This is a genomic window from Saccharothrix sabaoui, assembly GCF_051756985.1.
Lineage (GTDB): Bacteria > Actinomycetota > Actinomycetes > Mycobacteriales > Pseudonocardiaceae > Actinosynnema.
On the sequence record NZ_JBPKJK010000010.1, the window covers coordinates 39630 to 65160 of the forward strand.

The 25531-nt window shown below is 75.0% G+C and carries 20 protein-coding genes; 13 read left to right on the top strand and 7 right to left on the bottom strand.

The window, feature by feature from the left end:
• Positions 1–25: 25 nt before the first annotated feature.
• On the bottom strand, positions 26–859 hold the full coding sequence (locus ACR807_RS05070) for an alpha/beta hydrolase (protein WP_438920064.1): 834 nt from the start codon (positions 857–859) through the stop codon (positions 26–28).
• Positions 860–1100: 241 nt separating this feature from the next.
• Between ACR807_RS05070 and ACR807_RS05075 the strand changes: the two genes are divergently transcribed.
• From ACR807_RS05075 to ACR807_RS05090, 4 genes are read left to right on the top strand one after another with little or no spacing between them, the layout of a single operon-like run.
• A complete protein-coding gene (locus ACR807_RS05075) occupies positions 1101–1523 on the top strand; it encodes a DUF2243 domain-containing protein (RefSeq protein WP_438920018.1) in 423 nt (140 codons plus the stop codon).
• The gene (locus tag ACR807_RS05080) at positions 1520–2872 is read left to right on the top strand and encodes a M20/M25/M40 family metallo-hydrolase (protein ID WP_438920019.1); all 1353 of its coding nucleotides are present in this window, start codon (positions 1520–1522) and stop codon (positions 2870–2872) included. The genes ACR807_RS05075 and ACR807_RS05080 overlap by 4 nt, the downstream gene beginning before the upstream one ends.
• Complete coding sequence (locus ACR807_RS05085; RefSeq protein ID WP_438920020.1) at positions 2865–4472, top strand: RecQ family ATP-dependent DNA helicase; 1608 nt, start codon at positions 2865–2867, stop codon at positions 4470–4472. Before ACR807_RS05080 ends, ACR807_RS05085 begins: the two co-directional genes overlap by 8 nt.
• Before the next feature lie 44 nt (positions 4473–4516).
• Positions 4517–5770: an NAD(P)/FAD-dependent oxidoreductase gene (locus ACR807_RS05090; protein ID WP_438920021.1), complete on the top strand. Its 1254-nt coding sequence runs from the start codon at positions 4517–4519 to the stop codon at positions 5768–5770.
• Here the strand turns inward: ACR807_RS05090 and ACR807_RS05095 are convergent.
• Positions 5715–6632, bottom strand: coding sequence for an ankyrin repeat domain-containing protein (locus tag ACR807_RS05095; protein WP_438920022.1), 918 nt, complete (start codon positions 6630–6632; stop codon positions 5715–5717). The genes ACR807_RS05090 and ACR807_RS05095 overlap by 56 nt on opposite strands.
• 46 nt (positions 6633–6678) lie before the next feature.
• Here ACR807_RS05095 and ACR807_RS05100 point away from each other — a divergent pair, with 46 nt between their 5' ends.
• Entirely contained in the window at positions 6679–7191 is a 513-nt protein-coding gene (locus tag ACR807_RS05100; RefSeq protein WP_438920023.1) for an SMI1/KNR4 family protein, read from the top strand.
• Between the two features lie 157 nt (positions 7192–7348).
• On the opposite strand, the gene ACR807_RS05105 is transcribed toward ACR807_RS05100, so the two are convergent.
• The 3 genes from ACR807_RS05105 to ACR807_RS05115 all read right to left on the bottom strand — a co-directional run bounded on the left by ACR807_RS05105 (position 7349) and on the right by ACR807_RS05115 (position 11031).
• Entirely contained in the window at positions 7349–9397 is a 2049-nt protein-coding gene (locus ACR807_RS05105; RefSeq protein WP_438920024.1) for a xanthine dehydrogenase family protein molybdopterin-binding subunit, read from the bottom strand.
• The gene (locus ACR807_RS05110; protein WP_438920025.1) at positions 9394–9864 is read right to left on the bottom strand and encodes a (2Fe-2S)-binding protein; all 471 of its coding nucleotides are present in this window, start codon (positions 9862–9864) and stop codon (positions 9394–9396) included. The genes ACR807_RS05105 and ACR807_RS05110 overlap by 4 nt, the downstream gene beginning before the upstream one ends.
• A gap of 84 nt (positions 9865–9948) precedes the next feature.
• Entirely contained in the window at positions 9949–11031 is a 1083-nt protein-coding gene (locus tag ACR807_RS05115; protein ID WP_438920026.1) for a substrate-binding domain-containing protein, read from the bottom strand.
• 116 nt (positions 11032–11147) lie between these two features.
• Between ACR807_RS05115 and ACR807_RS05120 the strand changes: the two genes are divergently transcribed.
• Entirely contained in the window at positions 11148–12638 is a 1491-nt protein-coding gene (locus ACR807_RS05120) for a glycoside hydrolase (protein WP_438920027.1), read from the top strand.
• Positions 12635–14038, top strand: coding sequence for a BNR repeat-containing protein (locus ACR807_RS05125; RefSeq protein ID WP_438920028.1), 1404 nt, complete (start codon positions 12635–12637; stop codon positions 14036–14038). The genes ACR807_RS05120 and ACR807_RS05125 overlap by 4 nt, the downstream gene beginning before the upstream one ends.
• Before the next feature lie 36 nt (positions 14039–14074).
• Here the strand turns inward: ACR807_RS05125 and ACR807_RS05130 are convergent, their stop codons facing one another.
• Entirely contained in the window at positions 14075–14845 is a 771-nt protein-coding gene (locus ACR807_RS05130; protein WP_438920029.1) for a transglycosylase SLT domain-containing protein, read from the bottom strand.
• Between the two features lie 537 nt (positions 14846–15382).
• Between ACR807_RS05130 and ACR807_RS05135 the strand changes: the two genes are divergently transcribed.
• A complete protein-coding gene (locus ACR807_RS05135; protein ID WP_438920030.1) occupies positions 15383–18127 on the top strand; it encodes an ABC transporter substrate-binding protein in 2745 nt (914 codons plus the stop codon).
• A gap of 23 nt (positions 18128–18150) precedes the next feature.
• On the opposite strand, the gene ACR807_RS05140 is transcribed toward ACR807_RS05135, so the two are convergent.
• A complete protein-coding gene (locus ACR807_RS05140; RefSeq protein ID WP_438920031.1) occupies positions 18151–19035 on the bottom strand; it encodes a phosphotransferase family protein in 885 nt (294 codons plus the stop codon).
• 167 nt (positions 19036–19202) lie between these two features.
• Here ACR807_RS05140 and ACR807_RS05145 point away from each other — a divergent pair, with 167 nt between their 5' ends.
• From ACR807_RS05145 to ACR807_RS05165, 5 genes are all read left to right on the top strand, one after another.
• The gene (locus ACR807_RS05145) at positions 19203–20318 is read left to right on the top strand and encodes an ROK family protein (protein ID WP_438920065.1); all 1116 of its coding nucleotides are present in this window, start codon (positions 19203–19205) and stop codon (positions 20316–20318) included.
• A gap of 272 nt (positions 20319–20590) precedes the next feature.
• A complete protein-coding gene (locus tag ACR807_RS05150) occupies positions 20591–21802 on the top strand; it encodes an ROK family protein (RefSeq protein WP_438920032.1) in 1212 nt (403 codons plus the stop codon).
• A complete protein-coding gene (locus tag ACR807_RS05155; RefSeq protein WP_438920033.1) occupies positions 21799–23343 on the top strand; it encodes a sugar ABC transporter ATP-binding protein in 1545 nt (514 codons plus the stop codon). The genes ACR807_RS05150 and ACR807_RS05155 overlap by 4 nt, the downstream gene beginning before the upstream one ends.
• Positions 23340–24347 (top strand): ABC transporter permease, encoded by a 1008-nt coding sequence (locus tag ACR807_RS05160; protein WP_438920034.1) that lies wholly within the window; start codon positions 23340–23342, stop codon positions 24345–24347. The genes ACR807_RS05155 and ACR807_RS05160 overlap by 4 nt, the downstream gene beginning before the upstream one ends.
• A 121-nt stretch (positions 24348–24468) precedes the next feature.
• The gene (locus ACR807_RS05165) at positions 24469–25515 is read left to right on the top strand and encodes a substrate-binding domain-containing protein (RefSeq protein ID WP_438920035.1); all 1047 of its coding nucleotides are present in this window, start codon (positions 24469–24471) and stop codon (positions 25513–25515) included.
• Positions 25516–25531: the final 16 nt, after the last annotated feature.

Below are 25531 nucleotides of genomic sequence, written 5' to 3' on the forward strand. Positions count from 1 at the left end.
AACTGACAAACCGGGATTCCCGGGATCAGGCCAGGTCGGCGAACAGGCCGGCGGCCTCCTCCGGGTGGATCAGGAAGCCCACGTGGCTGCTGTCGAGCGTGCGCACGTCGAACGGGTTGCCCGGGGTCAGCGCGTCGGCCTCGCGGACGAACCGGTCCTGCAACGCCACCGGGATCGAGCGGTCACGGGCCAGGCGCACGTAGGTGTGCGGCACCCGGCCCCAGGTCGCCGCGTCCACCCGGTCGGCGCCGACGTCCAGGCCCTCGTCCGGTTCGAGCAGCCCGAGGCTGACCAGCACCTCCGACTCCGTGCCGTCGGCGTGCAGCGCGGTGGTGAGCGCGGCCAGCAGCGCCGGGTCGGACGTGCGCCAGTTCAGCCGCAGCGCGCCCAGCGCCGCCGGGGCGGCCGCCAGCACGCCCGCGGTGTCGTGCAGCGCGCTCGACGCGTACTCGGGCTGTGCCGCGTACTCGGCGGGGGAGAGGTCCACGCAGCACCACGCCGACACGTAGACGACCCGGGACAGCAGCTCCGGCACCCGGTTCGCCACCGACGTGACGGTGAACCCGCCCCGGCTGTGGCCGACCAGCACCACCGGCCCGTGCCCGGCGGCCCGCCGCACCACCTCGACCACGTGCGCCACGTTGTCCTCGTGCGACACCCCGGCCAGGCCGGTGGGCGCGGTGGCCAGGCCCTCCGGGTCCTGCGCCTGGTAGGCGGCGGGGACGGTGGCCGCGTACCCGTGCCCCGGCAGGTCCACGGCGAGGGCGCGCACGCCGAGCAGGGCCAGCTCGCGCAGCAGCGGCGCGTAGGAGAAGGAGTTGCTGTTGGAGCCGGGCACGAAGACGAGAGTGGTGCTCATGTCCTGATCCTGGCACGACCCGGTCGCCGCGTGAGCAGGACGCCGGGGGAGCAGGACGCCGCCGACCACCACCGCCCCGCCGGCCGCGTCCGCCGCGATCACCGACCTGGCCGAGCGGCGGCACGGCGGCACGTGCGGCAGGCGCACGCCGGCCCCGCCGGCCGCCAGTGGCACCCTGCCGTGACCGCCCTGGTGGGTTCCGCCCGCGTTTGACCCGTCCGTCGCGGGCTAACCCGGCCCCATGACGAGGGTGGACCGGGCGTCGCTGGTGCTGGGGCTGGGCATCGGCGGCTTCATCGACGGGATCGTGATCCACCAGCTCCTGGGCTGGCACCACATGCTGTCCGGCTGGTACCCGGACGACCCGCACGCGAACATGATCGGCGACGGCCTGTTCCACCTGCTGTGCCTGCTGCTCGTGCTGGCCGGCGTGGCGCTGCTCAACCGCTCGGGGCCGCGGCCCGCCCGCGTGCTGTGGGGCGGGGTGCTGGCCGGCTGGGGCGTGTTCAACCTCGTGGAGGGCGTCGTCGACCACCTCGTGCTGGGCGTGCACCACGTCCGGCACGGTCCGCACGAGCTGGCCTACGACCTGGGCTTCCTCGTGCTGGGCGCGGTGCTGGTCGCGGTCGGGGTGGCGATCGGGAAGGCACGGGTGCGCCGGTGAACGAGGTCCGGGGTTTCCTCGACGCCCACCGCGACCGGTTCGTGGACGAGCTGGTCGCGTGGTGCCGGGTGCCGTCCGTCGCGGGCGTGCCCGAGCACGCCGACGACGTGCGCCGCTCCGCCCACTGGCTGGCCGACGCGCTGCGGTCGGTCGGCTTCCCCGAGGTCGAGCTGTGGCCGGCGGACGCGGTGTTCGCCCGCTGGTGCGCCGCACCCGGCGCGCCGACCGTGCTGGTCTACAGCCACCACGACGTGCGCCCGCCCGGTGACGCGCCCTGGGAGACGCCGCCGTTCGACCCCGTCGTGCGCGACGGCGCCGTGCACGCCCGGGGCGCGTCCGACGCGAAGGGCCAGGTGCTGAGCCACCTGTGGGGCCTGCGGGCGCACCTGCGCGACCGGGAGGCGCCCGCGGTGAACCTCGTCGTCCTCGTCGAGGGCGAGGAGGAGACCGGCTCCGCGCACCTGCCCGACCTGCTGGGCGACCCGCGCCTGGCCGCCGACCTGGTCGTGTACACCGACACCCTGCTGCTGCACGCCGACCACCCGGCCGTGTGCACCAGCGTGCTCGGGACGACGTTGGCGCACCTGGAGGTCCGCGGCCCGGCGCGCGACGTGCACAGCGGCGCGGTCTCCGGCACCTCGCCCAACCCCGTGCACGAGCTGTGCCGCGTCCTCGCGCTGCTGCACGACGACGAGGGCCGGGTCGCGCTGCCCGGCTTCCACGACCGGGTGCGCGAACCGGCCGCGGCGACCAGGGCCGCCTACGCCGACCTGCCGTTCGACGAGGACGACTGGGTGGAGCGCACCGGGACCCGCGCCATTGTCGCCGAACCCGGCTACAGCGCGCCGGAGTCCCTGTGGGCGCGGCCGACGCTGGAGGTGCTGTCGCTGCGCGCCGGGGACGTCGACGGCCCGCCGCGCGCCACGATCCCGACCGTCGCGAGCGCCGACCTGAGCATCCGCACGGTCGCCGACCAGAGCACCGAGGAGATCGGGAAACTGCTGGAGCGGTGGCTCGCCGACACGGTGGCCCCGCCCTACGAGCACGAGGTGGCGCTCAGCGGGGACACGGCGCAGGAGCCGTACCGCACGCCCGACGACCTGCCCGCCCTGCGCGTGCTGGTGGACGCCGTGGGCGAGGAGTTCGGGCGGCCGGTCGGGGTCATGGGCAACGCGGGCGGCGGCCCGGCGCACCGGATCGCCGAGCGGCTGGGCGCGCCCCTGGTGTTCTTCGGCACCGGGCTGCCCGAGGACCGCTGGCACTCCGCCGACGAACGCGCCCGGGTGGACGTGCTGCTCGCCGGTGCGGCGGTGCTGGCGCGCTTCTGGGAGGGGCTGGCCCGTGGGTGACCGCGCGCGGTTGCGGGAGACCGCGTCCGAGGTGTTCGGCTGGTCGTCGTTGCGCGACGAGCAGCTGGACGCGATGACGCACGTCATGGCCGGGCGCGACGTGGTCGTGGTGCTGCCCACCGGGGCCGGGAAGTCCGCCGTCTACCAGGTGCCGGGCGTGCTGCTGGACGGCCTGGTGGTCGTCGTGTCGCCGCTGATCGCCCTCCAGCGCGACCAGGTCGCCGCGCTGCGCGACAGCGGCGCGCCGCCCGCGGTGCTGGTCAACTCGGGACAGTCCGAAGTGGACAACGCCGCCGCGTGGGACGCCGTGGCGTCCGGCGGGGCCCGGTACCTGTTCGTGTCGCCGGAGCAGCTGGCCAACCCCGAGGTGGTGGAGCGCCTCGGTCGGCCCGCGCTGCTCGTCGTGGACGAGGCGCACTGCGTGTCCGCGTGGGGCCACGACTTCCGGCCCGACTACCTGCGCCTGGCCTCCGCCGCCGAACGCCTCGGCCGCCCGCCCGTGCTCGCCCTCACCGCCACCGCCGGGCCCGCCGTGCGCGAGGACGTCGTCGAGCACCTCGCCATGCGCGACCCGGCCGTGGTGACGCTCGGCTTCGACCGGCCGAACCTGTCGCTCGACGTGCGGCTGCACCACTCCGACGACGAGAAGCGGCGCGCGGTGCGCGACTGGGTGGTCGAGGAGCCGGGGCCCGGCCTGGTGTACGTGGCGACCCGCAAGGACGCCGCCCGGTACGCGGAGGAGCTGTCCGCCAAGGGCGTGCGGGCCGAGCCGTTCCACGCGGGCATGAAGGCCGCCGACCGCGACCGAGTGCAGGACGCGTTCATGACCGGCCGGGTCGACGTGGTGGCGGCGACCTCCGCGTTCGGCATGGGCATCGACAAGCCGGACGTGCGGTTCGTCGCGCACGCCTCCGCGCCCGGCTCGCTCGACGCCTACTACCAGGAGATCGGGCGGGCGGGCCGCGACGGCGACCCGGCGCGGGCCGTGCTGTTCTACCGGCCGCAGGACCTGGGGCTCCAGCGGTTCCTCCAGTCCCGGCGCGTCGACCGCGACGGCCTCGCCCGGCTGGCCGCGTTCATCGGGGAGCACCCCGGGCTGCGCGTCACCGAACTCGCCCGCGAGTCGGGGACGTCGCGGCAGCGGGTCACCTCCTGGGTGAACCTGCTGGAGACCACCGGCGCGGTCACCGCCGCGAAGGGCCGGTTCCGGCTCGTCGAGGACCCGGCGCGCGCCGCCGACCTGGCCGCGGCGGAGGCGGAGCGGCTCCAGCGGCTCGACAAGTCCCGCATCGAGGTGCTGCGGGCGTACGCCGAGACCAGGGCGTGCCGGCGGCAGCACCTGCTCGGGTACTTCGGCGAGGTGCTGGAACGGGCCTGCGGCAACTGCGACACCTGCCGGAGCGGCGACGCGGGCACCGGGGTGTCGCTCAACCCCGAGTACCCGGCCCAGTCCCGCGTGCACCACGCCGAGTGGGGCGAGGGCACGGTGGTGCACAGCGAGACCGACCGGGTGACCGTGCTGTTCGGCGAGGTCGGGTACAAGACGCTGTCGCTGGAGGCGGTGCACGCGGCGGACCTGCTCGGCAGGCACCCGGGCTGACCACCCGTCGTGCGGGGGCCGGTGCGCCGCACTAGCGTCGAACCGTGGTCGAAGCGGTGGTCGTCGGGGCGGGGTTGGCCGGGCTGAACGCGGCACGGGTGCTGTCCGCCGCCGGGGTCGGGGTGGTGGTGCTCGACGCGGCCGACGACGTCGGCGGCCGGGTGCGCACCGACGTCGTGGACGGGGTGCGGTTCGACCGCGGCTTCCAGATCCTGCTGCCCGCCTACCCCGCGCTGGCCGATGTCGACCTCGACGCGCTGGACCTGCGCCACTTCCGGCCCGGCGCGTTCGTCCACCGCGGCGGCCGGCGCGCCCTGCTGGCCGACCCGCGCGACGGGCTGCACGCGATCCGCGGCGCGCTGGGGCAGCACGTGCTCGGCCTGCGCGACCTGGTCGCGCTGGCCGGGATCTCGCTGCGGGACCTGGCCGGCCCGGCGGGCGCGATCACGTCCGCGCCCGACCGCACCACCCGCGAGGAGCTGCGCCGGTGGCTGTCCGACGACGCCGTGGACACCGTGCTGCGGCCGTTCCTGGCGGGCGTGTTCCTGGAGGACCGGCTGACCACGTCCTCGCGGTTCTTCCACCTGGTGTGGCGCAGCTTCGCGCGCGGCGGCGCGGCGCTGCCCGCGCTCGGCATGGGCGAGCTGCCCCGGCTGCTGGCGCGCGGCCTCGACGTGCGGCTCGGCGCGCCGGTGGTGGCGGTGCGGCCGGACGGCGTGGAGCTGGCCGGCGGGGAGCGGCTCGCCGCCGACCACGTCGTCCTCGCCACCGACGGCACCACCGCCGACCGGCTGTGGCCCGGCCTGGGCGCGCCGGACTGGCACGGCGTGACGACGTGGTACTTCCGGCCGCCCGCCTCGCCGCTGCGCGACCCCACGCTGGTCGTGGACGGCGACCCGGGCGGCCCGGTCGTCAACACCGCCGTGCTGTCCGAGGTCTCGCGCGCCTACTCGCCGGACGCGCCGCTCGTGCAGGCGTCCGTGCTGACCGACGCGACCGAGGCGGAGGTCCGGGCGCACCTCGGCGTGCTCTACGGCACGCCCGTCGGCGGGTGGGAGGTGCTCGCGCGGTACGACGTGCCGCACGCCCTGCCCGCCGCGCCCGCGCCGCACCCGCTGCGCAAGCCGGTCCGCCTGGCGCCCCGCCGGTACGTGTGCGGCGACCACCGCGACACCGGCTCGATCCAGGGCGCGCTGGTGTCCGGCCGCCGCGCGGCCCGCGCCGTGCTGGCGGACCTGGGGGTCAGCTCCGCCAGTCCCGTCGCGGCAGGCGCAGCCACGCGTCCGGCGGGCCGGTGACCGGGCGCGCGTCGGTCGGGCGCACCCCCGCGTAACCGCACGCGAAGGCGTCCGCGTCGTACCGGTGCAGGTAGGACAGCAGCACCTGGTCGGCCGGGTCCCGCTCGAACGGCTCGCCGCCCGGGTGCAGGTCCGAACCGACGACCTCGCCGCCGCGCACCGCGATGCCCTGGTTGCCGCTCTTGGGGTTGGCGTAGACGCCGTAGGCGTCGGTCCCGGCGGCGACCGCCCGCACCAGGCCCGGCACCTGCACCGCGTACCCCCACGGCTGGAGCAGCACGCACCCGCCCGGCACGTCCGTCACGCCCACGACGTCGTCCTCCCACTCCGGGTCCTCCGGGTCGTCGACCTCGGTGGGCACGGCGCCCAGCCGGCGCGCGGCCCCCGCCGCGTCCACGCCCGCCACGGCCAGGACGCTCGCCCCCTCGCCGCCCCGCTCCTGGTCGGCGAACGCGGCCCTCAGGCGCGCGGCCTCCGCCGCCTGCGCCTCCTCCTCGGGCGACAGCGCGCCGGGGCCGCCCGCGAACAGCGGGGCGAGCGGACCGGCGAGGCCGAGCCTGCCCGGCGACCACCCGGCCATCATCGGCAGCCACGGGTCGGCGCCCGCCGCCAGCAGGGCCTCCGCGTTGTCGGCGCGGTCCTCGTACACCGCGAGCCACAGCGCGGTGCGGCCCTCGTGCGGCGCGTCCACGTCGTCCACGCGGGACGCCAGTTCGGCGACCACCTCGCGCGAACCCCGTTGCGCGGCGGCGTGCAGCGGGCTGGTGCCGTGCGCCGAGTTCGGGTCCGCGCCCGCCGCCAGCTGCGCCAGCACCCTGTCGTGGTCACCCCACACGCCCCACGTGGCGTCGGTCCAGGTCACCGTGTCTCCCCCTCCGGTGTCGGACCGCCACGGTAGCGTGCGCGCCATGTCCGGTGACCGCGCCTTCCCGCCCGCGCTGCACGCCCTCGCGGGCCACGACTTCGACTACGACGACGGGGTCGACTACGAGCCGTACCAGGACTTCATGCCCGCCGACGAGACGACGGGCTGGGTCCGGTCCTGGACGGGGAACGCGGAGCTGGACGGCGAGCCGTACCGGGTGTTCGCCCAGGACGGCACGGGCGGTCTCGCGGCGCTGTGGCTGGTGCGGCCGGGCGCGCCGCTGGAGGAGCAGCCGGTGGTGTTCTTCGGTTCCGAGGGCGCGGTCGGCGTGGTGGCCAAGGACCTCGGCGACTTCCTGTGGCTGCTCGCCGACGGCGTGGGGCCGGTGGAGGCGGTCGAGCACGGCGCGGGCGGGTCCGAACCCGACGCGGCGCTGCGCGCGGTGGCGGAGGAGTTCGCGCCGGGCCGGGAGCGCACGGCCGAGGACGTGCTCACGGCCGTGCGCGCGGAGTTCCCCGACTTCGAGAAGGACTTCCTGGCCCTCTGCCGCTACTGACGCGCGCGGGGGGCCGCACCGCGACCGGTGGCCGGGAACCGCCGTCCCGGCGCGGTTCCCGCCCCGACTCCGGAGGTGCGGGGCCGGGCGCGTGACCTTTCGTCGAGCAGCTCCAGCACGCCGCGCCTCCTGTGCCGCCGACCTCGGCGGTGACCGTTCAGCCGACCTCGGCGGTGACCGGCATCCCGGTGACCGTGCGCCCGGACGCGACGGCGACGGCCGCCGCGGCGGCCGGGAACGCCAGCTCGCCCAGACCGCCGACGGGCGCGTCCGACGGCACGAGCACGACGTCGACCTCCGGCGCCCGGTCGATGCGCGCCCACGCGTAGTCGCGGAACGAGGTCTGCGCGACCCGGCCGTCCCGCACGGTGACCTGCGCGCCGAACACGGTGGACACGGCGTCCAGCACCCCGCCCTCCACCTGCGCCCGCACGCCCGACGGGTGCAGCACCGGCCCCACGTCGACCGCGGCCGTCACGCGGCGGACCCGGTCGCCCTCGGCGTCCGCGACGACCGCGATCACCGAGCCGTAGTCGTCGTGGCACGCCACGCCGCGGGTCAGGCCCGCCGGTACCGCGCCGGCCCGCGCGACCGCCGCGTCCAGCGCCCGCCGCAGCCGCGAGTCGGCGGGCAGCAGGCGGCGGCGCAGCTCCACCTGGTCCAGGCCGGCGCGCCGCCCGAGGGCGTCGAGGAACACCTCCTCGACGTACTGGAAGTGCCCGGCGTACACGGCCCGCCAGAAGCCGGTGCGCAGCGGCGCGGTCCGCGAGACCACGTCCACCTGCCCCGGCACCGAGTACGGGAACCGGTTGCCGCTCTGCTCGATCAGCTCCGGCGTGAAGAACGGCAGCACGGTCAGGCCCCAGGTCGACATGCCGTGCGAGCGCCACGTCGGCACGCCGTCCGCGTCGACGACGGCGGCCAGCCGGTGCACCGACATGGGCCGGTACGAGTCGTGCCGCACGTCGTCCTCGCGGGTCCACAGCACGCTCACCGGTGCCCCGGCCACCCGCGAGCACGCGATGGCCTCCAGCACCGGGTCCGGTTCGCTGCGCCGCCCGAACGCGCCGCCGGCGAGCGCCGTCCCGACCCGCACGGCCGCCGCGTCCAGGCCGAACTGGCGGGCCAGCTGCGTGCGCAGGCCGCCCGGGTCCTGGACCGGCGCCCACACCGAGATGCCGTCGGCGGTCACGTGCGCGGTGGCGTTCATCGGTTCCATGGGCGCGTGCGCGAGCAGCGGCAGCCGGTAGGTCGCCTCGTAGGCCACGGGTCCGGGCGCGGCGGGCGCCGGGGGCAGCGCCGCGGTCAGCTCGTCGAGCCACACCCGGCTGTCGGCGGCGGGCGTGCCGCCGCGCCACGTCACGCGCAGCGCGTCACGGCCCTTGAGCGCCTCCGGCGTGGTCCGCGCGATCACCGCCACCCCGCCCTGGCCGGACGTCGCGGGGTCCAGCGGCGTCACCGCGACCACGCCGGGCAGGGCGCGCGCGGCGGCGTCGTCCACGGTGTCGACCAGCGCGCCGATCCACGGCGGGCGCAGCACGACGGCGACCAGCGTCCCCGGCGGCCGGGTGTCGATGCCGTACCGGGCCCGGCCGGTGACGACGTCCTTCGCGTCCACGCGACCCGAGCGCGTCCGGCCGAGCACGCGCCACTCCTCCCGCGGCGTCAGCACCACCGGCACGGTGGCCGGGTCGAGCGCCGCCGCGTCCGCCACCAGCTCCGCGTACCGCAGCGACCGCCGCCGGTGGCGGACCACGCCGTCGCGCGCCGAGCACTCGGCGACCGGCACGCCCCAGCGCCGCGCGGCGGCGGCCACCAGCAGGCACCGCGAGGTGGCGGCGGCGGTGCGCATCGGCTCGTGCAGCGAGCGGGCGGAGAACGAGTTGCCGACGAACTGCGGGCCGTAGCGGGCGGTGTCGCCGGGGGCCTGCTCGACCCGGACGTCGTCGGGGCCCACGGCCAGCTCCTCGGCCACCAGCAGCGCGACCAGCGTGCGCACGCCCTGACCGGAGTCGGGTTTCGGGACGGTCGCGGTGATCCGGCCGCGCTGGTCCAGCCGCACGAACACGTTGGGGGTGAAGTCCGTGCCCGCCGCAGCCGTCTCCGCCGCAGCCGTGCCCGCTGCCGCCGTGCTCGTCGTCCCCACCAGGGAGACCGGCGCGGACACCACGAGCACGCCGCCCAGGAACGCCCGCCGGGTGATCATCGCCCACTCCGCTCGATCCGGGCCGCCAGCTTCACGGCCGCGCGGATGCGCGAGTAGGTGCCGCAGCGGCACACGTTGTCGCGCAACGCCTCGTCGATCGCGGCGTCGTCCGGGTCGGGGTCGCGGGACAGCAGCGCCACGGTCGACATGATCTGCCCCGGCTGGCAGTAGCCGCACTGCGCGACGTCCAGCTCCAGCCAGGCCCGCTGCACCGGGTGGTCGCCGTCCTCGGACAGCCCCTCGACGGTGGTGATCCGCTTGCCCCGCGCCTCGTCGACCGGTGTCACGCACGGCCGCGCCGCCCGGCCGTCGAGCAGGGAGGTGCACGCGCCGCACGCGCCGACGCCGCACCCGTACTTCGGGCCGAGCACGCCCAGCTGCTCGCGCAGCACCCACAGCAGCGGCGTGTCCGCGGGGACGTCCACCTCCCGCGGTTCGCCGTTGACGTGCAACCGGTACCGGGCCACGGTGCCCCCCTCGCCTCGTCGTTCACCCCATCGTGGCGGGGCGGGGGCGTGAGCACAACGATTTGTTCAGCAAGCTGAACGAAATTATTGCGGAACCCGCCGGAGGCCCGCGCCGCACGACTCCCGCACCACCAGGCTCGGCCACAGCGACACCCGGTGCACCGGCCGGTCCAGCGGGTCGGCCACCCTGGCGAGCGCCAACTGCGCCGCCAGCGCGCCCAGCCGGTGCTTCTGCGGCCGGACGGCGGTCAACGGCGGGTCGGACGCGGCGGCCACCTCGTCGTCGTAGGACACCACGGCCAGCCCGCCCGGCACGTCCAGGCCGCGGTCGCGGGCCCGGTCCACCAGCCCGATGGCCTCGCGGTCGGCGTGCACCAGCAGCGCCCGCACGCCCGAGCGGGCGCACCGGTCCAGCACGTCGTCGCACACCGCCGCCCACTGCGCCGACCCGTACGTCGGCACGTCGAGCGCCGGCACGTCGGGGGACAGGTCCAGCGCGGTCACCGCCGACCGCCAGCCGGCGCGGATCGCGTCGTGGTGCGGGCTCGGCCGCGACACCACCAGGCCGACCGCCCGGTGCCCGAGCGCGGCCAGGTGCCGCACGGCCAGGCCCGCGCCCAGCGCGTGGTCGGTGACGGCGGCGTCCAGGCCGATGGTGGGCAGCTCGGGCGGCGGCACGCGTTCGACCAGCACCACCGGCACGCTCAGCCCGCCCAGCCGGCGCAGCAGGTCGAGCCCGGCCGGCCCGCCGGTGCTCGGCGCGACCAGCAGCGCCTGCACGCCCCGGTCCAGCAGTGCCGCCACCTGCCGCCGGTCCTCGGCCGCGTCGTAGCGCGACGCGCGCAGCGCGAGCCGTCCCCCGGCGGCGGTCACGGCGGCCTGCGCGCCCTGGATGACGGCGGGCCAGTAGTACTCCGCCGACGGCGCGACCATGCCGACCAGGACGTGCGCGACGGGCACCGGCCGCGGCGGCTGCTCGCCGTGGCGGGGCGTCGTGATGCCGCCGTGCACGCGGGCCACCAGGCCCCGGTCGGCCAGCGCCGTCACGTCCCGGCGCACCGTCACCGCCGTCACGCCCAGTTGCTCCACCAGGTCCGCGAGCCGGACCACGCCGTGCTCGCGGACCGCCGCCAGGATCAGTTCATGCCGTTGCGCCGCCAACCGCATGTGTCGGTTCCGATCGACTTTGATCGTTCCTGTTCGTTTCGTTGACCTTCGAGTGTGCCACGGTCTGGAGTGGGTCCACACCTCTCCAGCAGGGGATCGGCGACGAGGAGGTCGCAGTGGTCGTCACTCGCAGGGCGCTGCTCGGCGCGGCGGGAGCCGCCGTCGCGGGGGTCGGGGTCACCGGGGCGGGGCTCGCCGGGACCGGGCTCACCGGGACCGCGCACGCCGACGCCACCATCGGCGTCACCCCGACCGGCCAGGGCACGTGGGAGGGCTGGGGCACCTCGCTCGCCTGGTGGGCCACCGCGTTCGGCGACCGGGACGACTTCGCCGACCTGTTCTTCACCACCGGGGACGTCACCTACGACGGCGCGTCGCTGCCCGGCCTCGGCCTGACCATCGCCCGCTACAACCTCGGCGCGTCGAGCTGGAACGCGGTCGGCTCCGAGCGCATGGTCGCCTCGCCGAACATCCCGCGCTTCAAGCAGGTCGAGGGCTTCTGGCAGGACTGGACCGACGAGGACCCGAACTCCTCGGCGTGGAACTGGGCCGCGGACGCCAAGCAGCGCGCGGCACTCGTCAAGGCCACCCGGCGCGGTGCGGTGAGCGAGCTGTTCGCGAACTCGCCGATGTGGTGGATGTGCCTCAACCACAACCCGTCCGGCGCGGCGAACGCCGCCGACGACAACCTCCAGCCGTGGAACCACCGCCAGCACGCCCACCACCTCGCCGTCACCGCGCGCCGGGCCCGCGACCAGTGGGGCGTGGACTTCCGCACCGTGGACCCGTTCAACGAGCCGTCCTCCGCCTACTGGCACGCCAACGGCACCCAGGAGGGCTGCCACATCGGCGCCGCCACCCAGCGCGGCGTGCTGGCCCACCTGCGCACCGAGCTGGACCGGCAGGGCCTGACCGGGACGGGGATCTCCGCGTCCGACGAGACCGGCTACGACCTCGCCCGCACGACGTGGAACGGCTTCGACGGCGCCACCAAGGCGTTGGTGCGCCAGGTGAACGTGCACGGCTACCAGGGCACGGGCGGGCGGCGCGACCTGCTGGGCGACGACGTGCGCGCGTCGGGCAAGGCGCTGTGGAACTCCGAGCACGGAGACGGCGACGGCACCGGCCTCCAGACGGCCCGCTGCCTGCTGCTCGACTTCCGCTGGCTCAAGCCGACCGCGTGGTGCTACTGGCAGGTCATGGACCCCACCGCCGGGTGGGGCGCGATCAAGTACGACGGGAGCACGCTGCGCGCGGGCGCGGTGGAGACCAAGTACTACGTGCTGGCCCAGTTCACCCGGCACGTCCGGCCGGGGATGCGGGTCCTGGAGACGGGCAGCGAGCTGGCGGTGGCCGCCCACGACGCCGCCGCGCGGCGGCTGGTGATCGTGGCCGCCAACACCGGGGCCGCGCAGACCCTGACGTTCGACCTGAGCCGGCTGGCGACCGTGCCCGACGGCACCGCCACCCGCTGGTCCACGCTCACCTCCGGCCCCGGCGACCGGTACGCCCGGCGTCGCGACGTGGCCGTGACGGGCAAGCGGGTGCGGCTGGCGTTCGCCGCCGGCGCCGTGCAGACGATCCAGGTGGACGGGGTGGTCGCGTGACGCGCGTGACGCGCGCGGCGGCCCTCGCGGCGGCGCTGGCGCTGACCACCTCCTTCGTCCACGCGCCCGCGGCGCACGCGGCGCCCGGCGTGACCCTGCTGTCCGACACCCTGCTCGACGCCTCGGCGCTGTACTTCGTGTCCTACGACGGCCTGGTCAACAACAACGCGTTCCAGGACGCGCTGGTCACGCACGCGGGCCACCAGTACGCCGCCTGGTACACCTCCAGCCGGCACGCCGTCGTCGCCCGGCGCGCGCTCGGCGGCGCGTGGGAGACGGCCGTGCTGCCGCACCAGCTGACGACGAACGACTCGCACAACGTGATCTCGCTGGGCGTCTCGCCCCAGGACGGCACGCTGCACGTCGCCATGGACACCCACGACACGCGGCTGTTCTACACCCGCTCGGTCACCGGCCTGGTCACGCGGCCGGCCGAGCACCGCTGGTCGGCGTCGGTGTTCGGCGCGGTGCGGCGCACGCTCGGCACCCAGGAGCTCGGCGCCATGACCTACCCGCAGTTCGTGGTCACGCCGGAGGGCGCGCTCCAGTTCGGCTACCGCACGGGTCGCTCGGGCGACGGCGTGGGCGAGCTGGCCGAGTACACCGGCGGCGAGTGGCGGAAGCTCGGCGCGTGGACGTCCGCGACCGGGAGCTACACCGGCCCGAACGGCGTGGTGTCCACGACCCGCAACGCGTACCTGCACGGCCTGACCTACGACCGGCGCGGCCGGCTGCACGCGGCGTTCACCTGGCGCGAGGGCAACGCCGGGGTGCTGTGCAGCCCCGGCGGCCTGACCAACCACGACACGGGCTACGCCTACAGCGACGACCGGGGCCGGACGTGGCGCAACGCGGCCGGCACGGTCGTCGGCACCACCGGCGGCACCCGCGTGTCCGTCAGCTCGCCCGGCCTGGTGGCCGACCCGCTCGACCCGGACCACGGCCTGATGAACCAGGAGGGGCAGGCCGCCGACTCGACCGGCGCGCCGCACGTGGTGATCAGCTACGTGCCCGGCCGGTTCACCCGGTGCGTGTCGGACTACGCCCGGCAGCGCGCCCAGTACGGCCGCACCTTCCACCTCACCCGCGCGAGCGGGGCGTGGGTCAAGCGGGAGGTCCCCGTGGCGCCGGGCAGCACCCAGCGCACGAAGCTCGTGTTCGACCGGGCCGACAACGCCTACCTGGTGATGCCGCGCGGCCGGATCGTGTCGGCGAGCCGGGCCAGTGGCTGGACCGACTGGACCCTGGTGTTCGACCGGCCGTCGATGAACGCGTTCGGCGAGGTGAACGTGGACGTCTCCCGGCTCGCCGCGGACGGCGTGCTGTCGGTGCAGTACCAGCAGCGCTCCAGCGGTACGACCCCGTCGGCGATCCGCGTCGCCGACTTCAGGCTCGGGTGAGCCCGGAGGCGTCCCGGCCGGGCCGGGTTCCGGTCCTCAGTAGCCCAGGTAGCCGTTGCCCGAGGCGATGGAGACCAGGCCCGGGTGGTTGTGGAAGCCGCCGTAGCGGTCGTAGGTGTAGCGGACGCCCGCGATGATGTTGGCGACCGGGTCGTAGATGTCGTCGTGGCCCGCGAGCTTGTAGCTCTGGAACGTGGGGTCGATGCACTGCATCAGGCCCTTGGACGGCGTGCCGCGCATCGCGTTGGAGTCCCAGGTGTTGACGGCGTTGGGGTTGCCGTTCGACTCCTTGATGATGATCGTGTAGATCTCGTCGAGGCTGCTCTCGTCGATCGCGGTGCCGTTGGCGGCGAGGATGCCGATGGCCTCCTTGATCCAGCCCTCGACCTGGCGCTGCTTCGGCGGCTTGGCGGCCTCGATCGCGTCCTTGCGGGCCTGCTCCTCGGCGGCCTGGCGGGCGGCCCAGCCGTCCTGCGCGACGCCGCTGGCCCGGTTGAACGTGTTCAGCGCGGTCAGGTAGTCCTGGCGGACGATCCGGGCGGTCTCCGAGCCGAGGTCGATCGCGTGGACGGTGGCGGCCTTGCCGGTGTACGTGAGCTGCTGCGCCTGGTCGGGGACGCCGCCCAGGTCCGCGCCGCCCGCGACGGGGTCGAACGTGCCGGTGGTGACCGCGTGGGCCGCCGCTCCGGCGCCGGAGACGATGCCCACGGCCACCGCGACGCCGGCGAGGCGCTTCGGGATGACCCGCTCCGCCTCAGCGCGGTGCGCGCCCTGGTAGCCGGGGGGCGGCGGGGGTACCTGGAACATGGGACGCCCGGGGGCGTTCTTCGGTCGAGCGTGCCGAGCCAACGGTGCAGCCTCCTGCGTCGGGGAATCCCGTCACCGGACCCGGCGGGGGAACCAGGTGGTCACGAGCGGTTCGGGGGACCCGCGCCGTGTCCGTTCGGTGATGGAACCGTGATCTGCGGCCGGAAACGTAACCGCTGGTGATTTGCGTGGGCAAGATGAAGGACCCCCTGGGTGACGCTCATCACGTTTTCCGGCAGCCTTCATTACCGTGTGTCGCATTGACGGCCACACGGTGTCCTGAAGGGGTGGTGTTAAAGGTGGAAGACCACCGGGAGTGTGACGAGCGGGGGGCACAGTCGAAGACGTCCTGCCCCGTTCGGGGGTTGCGTGTGACGCCCGACACCTTCCCGATCATGCCGGGTGCCGCCCCCGCACGACCGCATTAGTGCGGTGACGTGGGCGTGCACCGCGCGAACCGGGGGCCCGCCACCCCCGGTCCCCCTACAGTCGAACCCCCGGTGCCGGACCGGGAGGGGCGCGGGGGCGAGGAGCGCGGTGACCGTTCAGGGGGCAGAGGAGCGATCGTCGTCCGTCGAGGTCGTGGACGAGCTGGTGAAGCTGTTGCAGGACCTCACCGAGCGCCCCCGGTTCGGGGAGCTGCCCGGCCGCCGGGCGGGCGCGCGGGCGGGCGGCGACCGGGGCATCCCGCTGGTGTGCCTGGTCCGCGACCCCGGGTCGGCCGGCCTGCTGGGCGCCCTGCGCGCCCACCTGCGCGGCGCGCACCCCGGCCGGGTGCCGCACGCGCTGCACCGGTTCCCCGACGCGGCGCCCGGCGGCGAGCCGCCCGTCGACCGGTCCGAGGCCAGGACCCTGGAGGCCGTGGGCTCCGTGCTGGTGTCCGTGGCGCGCGAGCTGTCCTCCGGCGTCAACGGCCGCTACGGCCGCCACGAGTTCCGCCGCTTCGAACTCGTCTACTGGCTGATGAACCAGCGCGTGGACGGCGCGGACCCGGAGTCGGCGGCCACCCTGCTCACCCGGCTGCGCGAACGCGACCTGCGGCGGCGCAGCGGTGACGACCTGATGCCGCGCGACGTGCTGGACAGCGCCACCGAGACCGCGCCCTGGTGGGTGCGCCTCGTGCTGCGGCTCGTGCCGTCGTTCCTGTTCCGGGCGAAGCTGCGCGGCGTCGTGCCGGGCAGCGAGTACCGGTGGCTGCTGCGCCAGCCCTACCTCGCGCCGCACGACCCGGGCACGTTCATCGGGTTCGCCGAGCGCCTCACCTCCGGCCTGGTGCCCGGCCGCAGCGCCGAACCGCGCGAGGACACCGGGCAGCTGGCCAAGCTGCTCGTCAACGCGTTCCTGGAGGACGTGCGCCGCGCCTACCGGCGGTCGCTGTGGCGCATCCGCTCGGCCCGCCGCACGGTGTACCCGGTGGTGCTGCTCGACGGCATCCGCCGCGACAACGGCGGCTACGCCCTGCTCAAGCTCATCAACGACGTCCGCAACGACACCGGCGCGTTCGACCCGCTCGTCATCATCAGCGGCAGCGAGAAGGTGCCGCCGGACGCGGAGAACGCCGCCGAGCGCGAGCCGACCCCGGTCGGCCAGGCGAGCCACGCCTACGAGACGTGGGCGCGCAAGCTCGCCACCGACAGCCGCGCCCGCCGGCCCACGGCCTGGTTCCTGCCCCTGCGGGTGCCGCCGGTGCCGATCGTGCCGGGCGACGTGCCGCCGACGGCCACGCTGTCCGTGCGCCCGGCCCCGGTGTGGTCGCGCACGTCGGTGCTCGCGGTGGTCGTCGTGCTGCTGCTCGCCTCCGTGGGCGCGGTCGGCTACCGGCAGGTGAGCGGGATCGTCGAGGCGGACGACCGGTGGCGGCACCAGCACTGCGGCCTGGAGCGGGACAACCCCGACGCGCACACCCTGGAGCGGATCGGCGACGACTGCGTGGGCGTCACCACCGGCCTGCTGCCGCTGTTCGGGCCGGGCGACGACACCGACAAGGCGCGCTTCGACAAGGCGCAGCGGCGGCTCGTGGAGCAGAACGCCAAGGTCGCGGAGGAGCACCGGCGCGCCCCGGGGAGGCCGTACGCGACCGTCGTGTACGTCTCCGCGATGAGCACCGCCCGCGACGCCCTGGCCAGCAACACGGCCCGGCTGATGGGCGTGGCGGCGCGGCAGGCGCAGCTGCTGGAGCGCACCGGCCCCGACGAGCCGCTGGTGCGCGTGCTGCTGGGCAACGCGGGCGCGTCCATGCAGCACGGTCCCGCGCTCGCCGGGACGCTGCGGTCGATGCTGGAGCGCGACAAGAGCATCGTCGGCGTGCTCGGCCTGGCGCTGAGCCGCAGGACGACCCGGGAGACGGTCACCGCGCTCGGCGAGGTCGGCCTGCCGGTGGTCGCGGCCACCCTGTCCGACGACGAGATGCCCACCGCGTCCCGGATGTACTTCCAGGTGTCGCCGAACAACGACCGGCAGGCGCGGATCATCGCGCGGTACGTGCGCGACGCCTACCCGGACAAGCGGGGCGTGGTCGTCGTGCACTCCAACGACGAGGACGACTCCTACGCGGCCAACCTGCGCGGGGACCTGGTGCGCCGGTTCGGCGAGCAGGGCGACCGGGTCCGGGAGGAGCCGTACCGGACCGCGGACGGCAACCAGGGCCCGGACGCCCGGCGGCTCGGGCAGCAGCTGTGCGGGGTGGCCGAGGACGAGGTGGTGTTCTTCGCGGGCCGCCCGGTGGACTTCGGCCGGTTGATGGACGGGGTGAGCGCGGGCTGCAAGGACCGGCCGCCGGTGCTGCTGGCGGGCGACGACGTCGCCCGGTACGCCGCCGACGCGACGTTGCGCAACCAGCACCCCGAGATCCCCTACGACTACGTGTCGTTCGCGATCGGGTCGCCGGGCTGCGTCGCCGCGACCGCCATGCAGCAGACGCTGCGCAGGGTGTTCGAGGAGGAGTGCGCGGGCGACTCGAACCCGTCGCTGGACGGCCACGCGGCGCTCACCTACGACGCCCTCTACCTGTTCGCGCACGCGATGACGCAGCTCGGCCCGATCCCGGTGTCGCCGGGGCACGTGTGGAAGGAGATCGGCGACATCGGCGGCGACCGGGCGCTGTCGGGCGAGAGCGGCGTGCTCGACTTCGGCGGCGGCCAGGTGCCCGCGGACAAGTTCCTGGCGGTGCTCCGCGTGGCCGGCGGCGCGCCGCCCGTGGTGGTCGCCTCGTGCGGGCGGTACGCCGAGCGCAAGGACGTGGACGTGCGGCGGGCCGCGTGGTGCCCGGACGGTGACCGCTAGGCCGTGTTCCGGGCGTGGCCGGGTCAGCCGGGGGCGGCCAGGTCCCCGATGTCGTCGGCGATCGACGCCAGCGGCCCGGTCTCGCCGGTGGAGGCGAACCAGTCCCACAGTTCGAGCGCGTGGTAGAGCCGGTACAGCTCGACCCGGGCCTCCCCGTCGGCCGGGAGCGGCCCGTACCCCTCCAGCAGGGCGGCCCGCTTCGTCGGTGACCGGTCCAGGTCGTACTGGAGCGTCTTCGCCACGTCGAGCAGGGGGTCCGCGGCGATCGCGTTCTCGACGTCGACCACCCCGGTGACGACGCCCCCGTCGTCGACCAGGACGTTGCCCTCGTGCAGGTCGCCGTGGCACAGCACCGCCCCGGCGCACGAGGCGAACAGCCCTTCCCGCGAGGCGACTCTGCGGCGTACCGCGTCGTGCAGGCCGGCCGGGCCGCCCAGTGCCGCGAACTCGGCCAGCTTCTCGGCGAACCGCCGCCGCATGCAGGAGGTGTTGTCGGGCACCGGGTCGACGATCCGGGTGGTGAGGTAGCCGTACGCGGGCAGCGCGATCCGGTGCACGGCGGCGAGCAGCCGCCCCACCCGCCGGTACGCCCCCTCCGCCGCGCCGGGCGCGAGACCGGCCTCGGACAGCGGCTTGCCGGGCAGCATCGTCAGCACGGTCACCGCCCGCTCGGCGTCCACGCGCACCACCCGCGGTACCGGACCGACGCCGTGCTCGGCCAGCAGCCGGTACACGTGCGCCTCCTTGGCCTGCTTCCAGCGCCACCGCTCGTCGTAGCGCTTGACGATCAAGGGCTCGGCGCCGAGGAGGCGCACCTCGTGCACCGCGCCGGACCGCCCGCCGGTGCGCGGCACGACCGCCGTGACGACCGAACCCGCCGGCAGCAGGTCCGCCAGTGGTGGGAGCACGGGCCGGACCGTAGTCGACCCGTCGTGCCGCGGGCGAGCGGAATTGTCGCCCCGCCCGCCGTCCGCCGTAGATTGGTGCCGTGAGCGCGACGGGCAGCGGCCAGCAGCCGCGGGTGGTCTCGGGCAGGCAGTCGGAGCTGCTCGGGCTGCTCCGCGACGAGGGCGCGATGTCGCGCGTGGCGCTGGGGGAGCGGCTGGAGCTGCCCCGGGCCAAGCTGACCGCCGAGCTGGCGCGCCTGGTGGACGTCGGGCTGGTGCAGATCGGCGGTCCGGCGGCGAGCCGGGGCGGGCGGCGCTCGACGCTCGTGCACCTGGCCGACGACCTGCGCGTGCTGGGCGTGGACGTGGGCGCGACGTCGGTGACGGTCGCGGTGACCGACGGCCGGTGCGAGGTGCTGGAGAGCCGCAGCGAGGAGTGCGACGTGCGCGGCGGCCCGGCCCAGGTGCTCAGCCGCGTCGCGGAGCTGGCCGACGTCGTCTACGCCAAGGCGGCCGGCACCCTCATCGGCGCGGGCATCGGCCTGCCGGGACCGGTGAGCTTCCGCGACGGCATGCCGGTCGCGCCGCCGATCATGCCCGGCTGGGACCGCTACCCGGTGCGCGACGAGCTGGCCGGCCGCTGGGGCTGCCCGGTGACGGTGGACAACGACGTCAACGCGATGGCCCTGGGCGAGCGGCACGCGGGCGTGGCCCGGTCGCTGGAGGACCTCATCTTCGTCAAGGTCGGCACCGGCATCGGCTGCGGCATCGTGCTGGGCGGCAAGGTGTACCGGGGCGTGGCCGGGACGGCGGGCGACATCGGGCACATCAGGCTCGACGACTTCGGGCCGGCGTGCGCGTGCGGCGAGGTCGGGTGCCTGGAGGCGTACTTCGGCGGCGCGGCGCTGGCCCGGGACGCCACGACGCTGGCGCGCAGCGGCCGGTCGGTGGCGCTGGCGGGCGCCCTGCACGACAAGGGCGCGCTGACCGCCGAGGACGTGGGCGCCGCCGCCTCGGCCGGTGACTTCGCGGCGGCGAACCTGGTCCGCGAGGGCGGGCGCCGCCTCGGCCACGTGGTCGCGTCCCTGGTCAGCTTCCTCAACCCCGGCATGGTGGTCATCGGCGGCGGCGTGTCGCGCCTGGGCCACTCGCTGCTCGCGGAGGTCCGCAGCGCCGTCTACCGCCGCTCGCTGCCCCTGGCGACCGGCAACCTGCCGATCGTGCTGTCCGAGCTGGGTGAGCTGGCCGGCGTGACCGGCGCCGCCTGGTCGGCCACGGACCGCGCCTTCTCCCCGGCGGGCTGATCCCCCCCAGAGATCCGATGTCTGTCGTCCGCCTCGTGACGACGGACTGCCTCGACATGCGCGAACGGTGCGAGAGCGCTCCCATGTAACGGTGCGTGCTGCCGCGTGCCTCTTCTGTTGGTTCCGTACCGACTTTTGCAACGAATCGACAAAAGTGGTCGGAAGTTCTTGTCAGCATGCCCGGTTCGCTGTCAGGATTCGCCGCAACTCGCGCCGGAACGTGAGCTGGACCACCTCCTTCGATCGACCTCCCCCACGAAGTCGGAGACCCGATGCACGCGCAGTCTGAGGCAAGGCGCGAGGCGAACCTCGCCCTCCTCCTGCGCACGCTCCGGGCCTGCGGGCCGCTGTCCCGCGCCCAGCTCGCGGCGAGATCGGGTCTTTCCAAGGCGACCGTGTCCCCGCTGCTGACCGAGCTGGGGCAGCGCGGCCTCACCGAGACCGCCGGCACCACGACCACCCAGGGCCGCCCCGGGCAGCTCGTGCAGCTGCGCCCCGGCGCGGTGTGCGGCATCGGGCTCGACGTCCACCCGGGGCAGCTCGGCGCGACCGTCACCGACCTGACCGGCGAGGTCCACCTGCGCCACCGGACGACCTGCGACACCTCGTCGCCCGAGCACGTGCTCGACCGGCTCGCCGACCTGACCCGCACCGCCCTGCGCGACGTCGCCGGCGCCGGGTGGGCGGGCGTCGCGGTGGCCGTCCCGGGCCGGGTCGACACCGCGACCGGCACCGCCACGGCGACGCGGCTGCGCTGGCGCGGCGTGGCCGTCGCCGACGGGCTCGCCGCCCGCACCGGCCTGCCGCTGAGCCGGCTGGCCGTCGACACCGAGGCCAACCTCGCGGCGGGCGCCGAGCACGACGCCGACCCGGTGGACGACCTGGTCTACCTCGGCGGCGGCCGGGACGTGCAGGCGGGCGTCATCGCGGGCGGTCGGCTGCTGCGCGGCGCGGCGAACCGCGCGGGCGACGTCGGGCACATGGTGCTCGACCCGCTCGGCGCGCCGTGCGCCTGCGGCAGGCGCGGCTGCTGGGAGACGCAGGTCGGCCTGGACGCGTTCCTGCACGCCGCCGCGCCCCGCCACGACCAGGTGCACAACCCGCACCTCGCGCCGGGCGAGCGCATGACGATCCTGCGCGGCCGGGCCGAGCGCGGCGAACCGCGCACCCTCGACGCCCTGCACCGCACGGCCGCCGCCCTCGCCACCGGGCTGTCGATCGTCACGAGCCTGCTCAACCCGACGCGCGTCGTGCTGGGCGGCTACTTCGCCGCGCTCCAGGACTGGCTGGTGGCGCCGCAGCAGCAGGAGGGCACCGCGATCACCGCCTCCACCCTCGGGTTCACCGCCGGCGGGCGGGGCGCCGCCCTGGCCGCGCTGCGCCGCGTGCTGGACGACCCGACCGTCGTGCCGGTGAAGGCGCCCGCGAAGCCCGCCGTGCCGGCGAGAGCCGCCACGCCCGTGAAGGAAGGAACCCCGGCATGACCCTGCTCAGGATGACGGGCATCGGCAAGAGCTTCCCCGGTGTGCGGGCCCTGGACGGCGTGGACCTGGAGGTCGCCGAGGGCGAGGTGCACTGCCTGCTCGGCCAGAACGGCGCGGGCAAGTCCACCCTGATCAAGGTCCTCGCCGGCGCCCACCAGCCCGACGAGGGCGAGATCACCTGGCGCGGGCGGCCCGCGTCGCTGCCGTCGCCGGTGGCCGCGCTGCGCCTGGGCGTGGCCACCATGTACCAGGAGCTGGACCTGGTGCCGGGGATCTCGGTGGCGGAGAACGTCTTCCTCGGCCACGAGCCCCGCCGGTTCGGGTTCAACCGCACCGGCGCGGCGAAGAAGGCCGCCGCCGCCCTGATGGCCCGCCTCGGCCACCCCGAGATCGACCCGGACCGCGAGGTGGGCCTGCTGTCGGCCGCCGGGCAGCAGCTGGTGTCCATGGCCCGCGCCCTGGCGCACGACGCGCGGCTCATCGTGATGGACGAGCCGACCGCCGCGCTGGCCGCCGACGAGGTGGACAACCTGTTCCGCATCGTCGCCGAGCTGACCCGCGACGGCGTCGCAGTCCTCTACATCTCGCACCGGCTGGAGGAGATCCGCCGCATCGGCAACCGCGTGACCGTCCTCAAGGACGGCCGCACGGTCGCCGCGAACCTGCCCGCCGCCACGCCCACCGCCGAGCTGGTCGACCTGATGTCCGGCCGCAAGGTCGAGACGGTCTTCCCGCACCGCGACGCGTCCACCGTGGACACGAGCCGCGAGGTGCTGGTCGTGGAGGGGCTCAGCCGGGCGGGCGAGTTCCACGACGTCACGTTCCGCGTGCACGCGGGCGAGGTGCTGGGCATCGCCGGCCTGGTGGGCGCGGGGCGCAGCGAGATCCTGGAGACCGTGTTCGGCGCGCGCAAGCCCGACGCGGGCACGGTGCGGGTCGACGGGACGCCCGTCCGCACGGGCAGCGTGCCCGCCGCCGTCAAGGCGGGCATCGGCCTGGCCCCGGAGGAGCGCAAGGCCCAGGCCCTGCTGCTGGACCTGTCGGTGGCGCACAACGTGACGCTGTCGAGCCTGCCCGCCTACAGCCGGGCCGGGTTCGTCGACCGGGCCCGGGAGCTGCGCGACTCCCGCGCCACCCTGGAGCGCCTCGACCTGCGGCCCGCCGACCCCCGGCGGCTGGTCGCCGAGTTCTCCGGCGGCAACCAGCAGAAGGCGGTGGTGGCGCGCTGGCTCGTGCGCGGCTGCCGCGTGCTGCTGCTCGACGAGCCGACCCGCGGCGTGGACGTGGGCGCGCGCGCCGAGCTGTACCGGGTGATCCACGAGCTGGCCGCGTCCGGGGTGGCCGTGGTGCTCGTCTCCAGCGAGGTCGCCGAGGTGCTGGGCCTCGCCGACCGGGTGCTCGTGCTGCGCGACGGCGAGGTCGTCGCCGACCGCCCCGCCGCCGAGCTGACCGAGTCCGCCGTGCTCGACATCGTGATGGCCGGCTCCGTGCTGACCGATGGGGCCCTCGTCGAGGGTGCCGCGACCGAGGAGGTCCTGTGACCGAAGTGCGGGTCCTCGACCCGAAATCCGCCCCGCCCCAGGACCCGCCGAAGCGCCGGCGGTCGCTGGACCTGCGGCTCACCGGCCTGCTGGGCGTGCTGGTGGTGCTGTGCATCGTCGGCTACGCCACCCGGCCCGACGCGTTCCTCACCGAGGCCAACATCTCCACCATGCTGCGGCTGGCCGCCGCGATCGGCGTGGTGAGCGTCGGCATGACGTTCGTGATCATCAGCGGCGGCATCGACCTGTCCGTCGGGTCGATCGTGGCGCTGTCGAGCGTGTGGATGACGACCGTGGCCACGCAGTCCTACGGCCCGGTGGTGATGGTGCTGTGCGCGCTGCTCGTCGGCCTGGGCTGCGGCCTGGTCAACGGCGTGCTCATCTCCTACGGCAAGATCGTGCCGTTCATCGCCACCCTCGCCATGTACGCCTCGGCGAAGGGCCTGGCCGAGCGGCTCTCCGGCCGCCGCACGCAGGTGATCACCGAGACCGGGTTCAGCACCTTCTTCCGGGGCGCGATCCTGGGCGTCCCGGTGCTGATCTGGCTGCTGGCCGCGGTGTTCGCGATCGGCTGGGTGGTGCTCAACCGCACCACGTTCGGCCGCCGCACGTTCGCCGTGGGCGGCAACGCCGAGGCCGCCCGCCTGGCCGGCATCGACGTCAAGCGGCACACCGCGCTGGTCTACGGCATCGCGGGCCTGTGCTGCGGCATCGCCGCCCTGATGGTCGTCGCCCGCACCACGTCCGGCGCGTCCACCAACGGCATGTTCTACGAGCTGGACGCCATCGCCGCGGTCGTCATCGGCGGCACGCTGCTCACCGGCGGCCGGGGCTCGCTGATCGGCACGCTGATCGGCGTCCTCATCTTCACCGTGGTGGGCAACATCTTCACCCAGAACAACCTGGACACCGACATCCAGAACATCGCCAAGGGCGTGATCATCATCGCCGCGGTGCTCCTCCAGCGCACCACCAGCGCCCGCCGCCGCGCGCACGCCACCTGATCGCCGGACCGGCCCCCGAGGACCACCCCCGAGGACCACCCCCGAGGACCTTCCCCGAGACCGCACCGCCCGAGAACGACCCCGAGACCCCACCCGTTCAACGACGCCCGGGAGTACCGCCATGCCTTCACTCGACCGCCGCCGCTTCCTGTGGGGCACCACCGCAGTCGGCACCGCCGCGCTGCTGGCCGGCTGCACCTCCAACGAGACCGGCACCACCGCGCCGAACGCCGTCGCGGGCAGTTCGGGCGAGAACAGCCAGCCCGGCAAGCAGGTCACCATCGGCTTCTCCGCGCCCGCCGCCGACCACGGCTGGATGGCGGCCATGACGAAGAACGCGAAGGCGCAGGCCGACCGGTTCTCCGACGTGACCTTCAAGGCCACCGAGGGCACCAACGACGTCAACCAGCAGATCAGCCAGGTCGAGACGCTGATCAACGACAAGGTCGATGTGCTGGTGATCCTGCCGTTCGACGGCAAGGCGCTCACCGAGGCCGGCCGCCAGGCGATGGACGCGGGCATCCCCGTCATCAACCTCGACCGCGTCTTCGACACCCCGCTCGCCTACCGGACGTGGATCGGCGGCGACAACTACCGCATGGGCGTCAACGCGGGCGAGTTCATCGCCTCGCAGCTGAAGGCCAAGAACGTGTCGAACCCGGTCATCGGCGAGGTCGCGGGCATCGACTCGCTGCCGCTGACCCAGGAGCGCAGCAAGGGCTTCAGCGACGCCCTGGCCCGCGCCGGCTTCAAGGTCGGCCCGCGCGTCTCGGCGTCGTTCACCTCCGAGTCCGGCGAGCAGCAGACCGCGAACCTGCTCCAGTCGGCGAGCAAGCTCGACGCGCTCTGGAACCACGACGACGACCAGGGCATCGGCGTGCTGGCCGCCATCGACAGCGCGAGCCGCACCGAGTTCATCATGGTCGGCGGCGCGGGTTCGCGGAACATGATGGACCTGATCAAGGCCGACAGCGGCGTCATGAAGGCCACCGTGCTCTACAGCCCGTCGATGGCGTCCTCCGGCATCGCGCTGGCCCGCCTGCTCGGGCAGACCAAGGGCATCGGGGACCTGGCCGAGCACGACATCCCCGCCTCGATCACGACCTACTCCGCCGTCGTGACCAAGGAGAACGTCGACCAGTACCTGGACGTCGGCTTCGACTCCTGACGTCGGACACCACCGC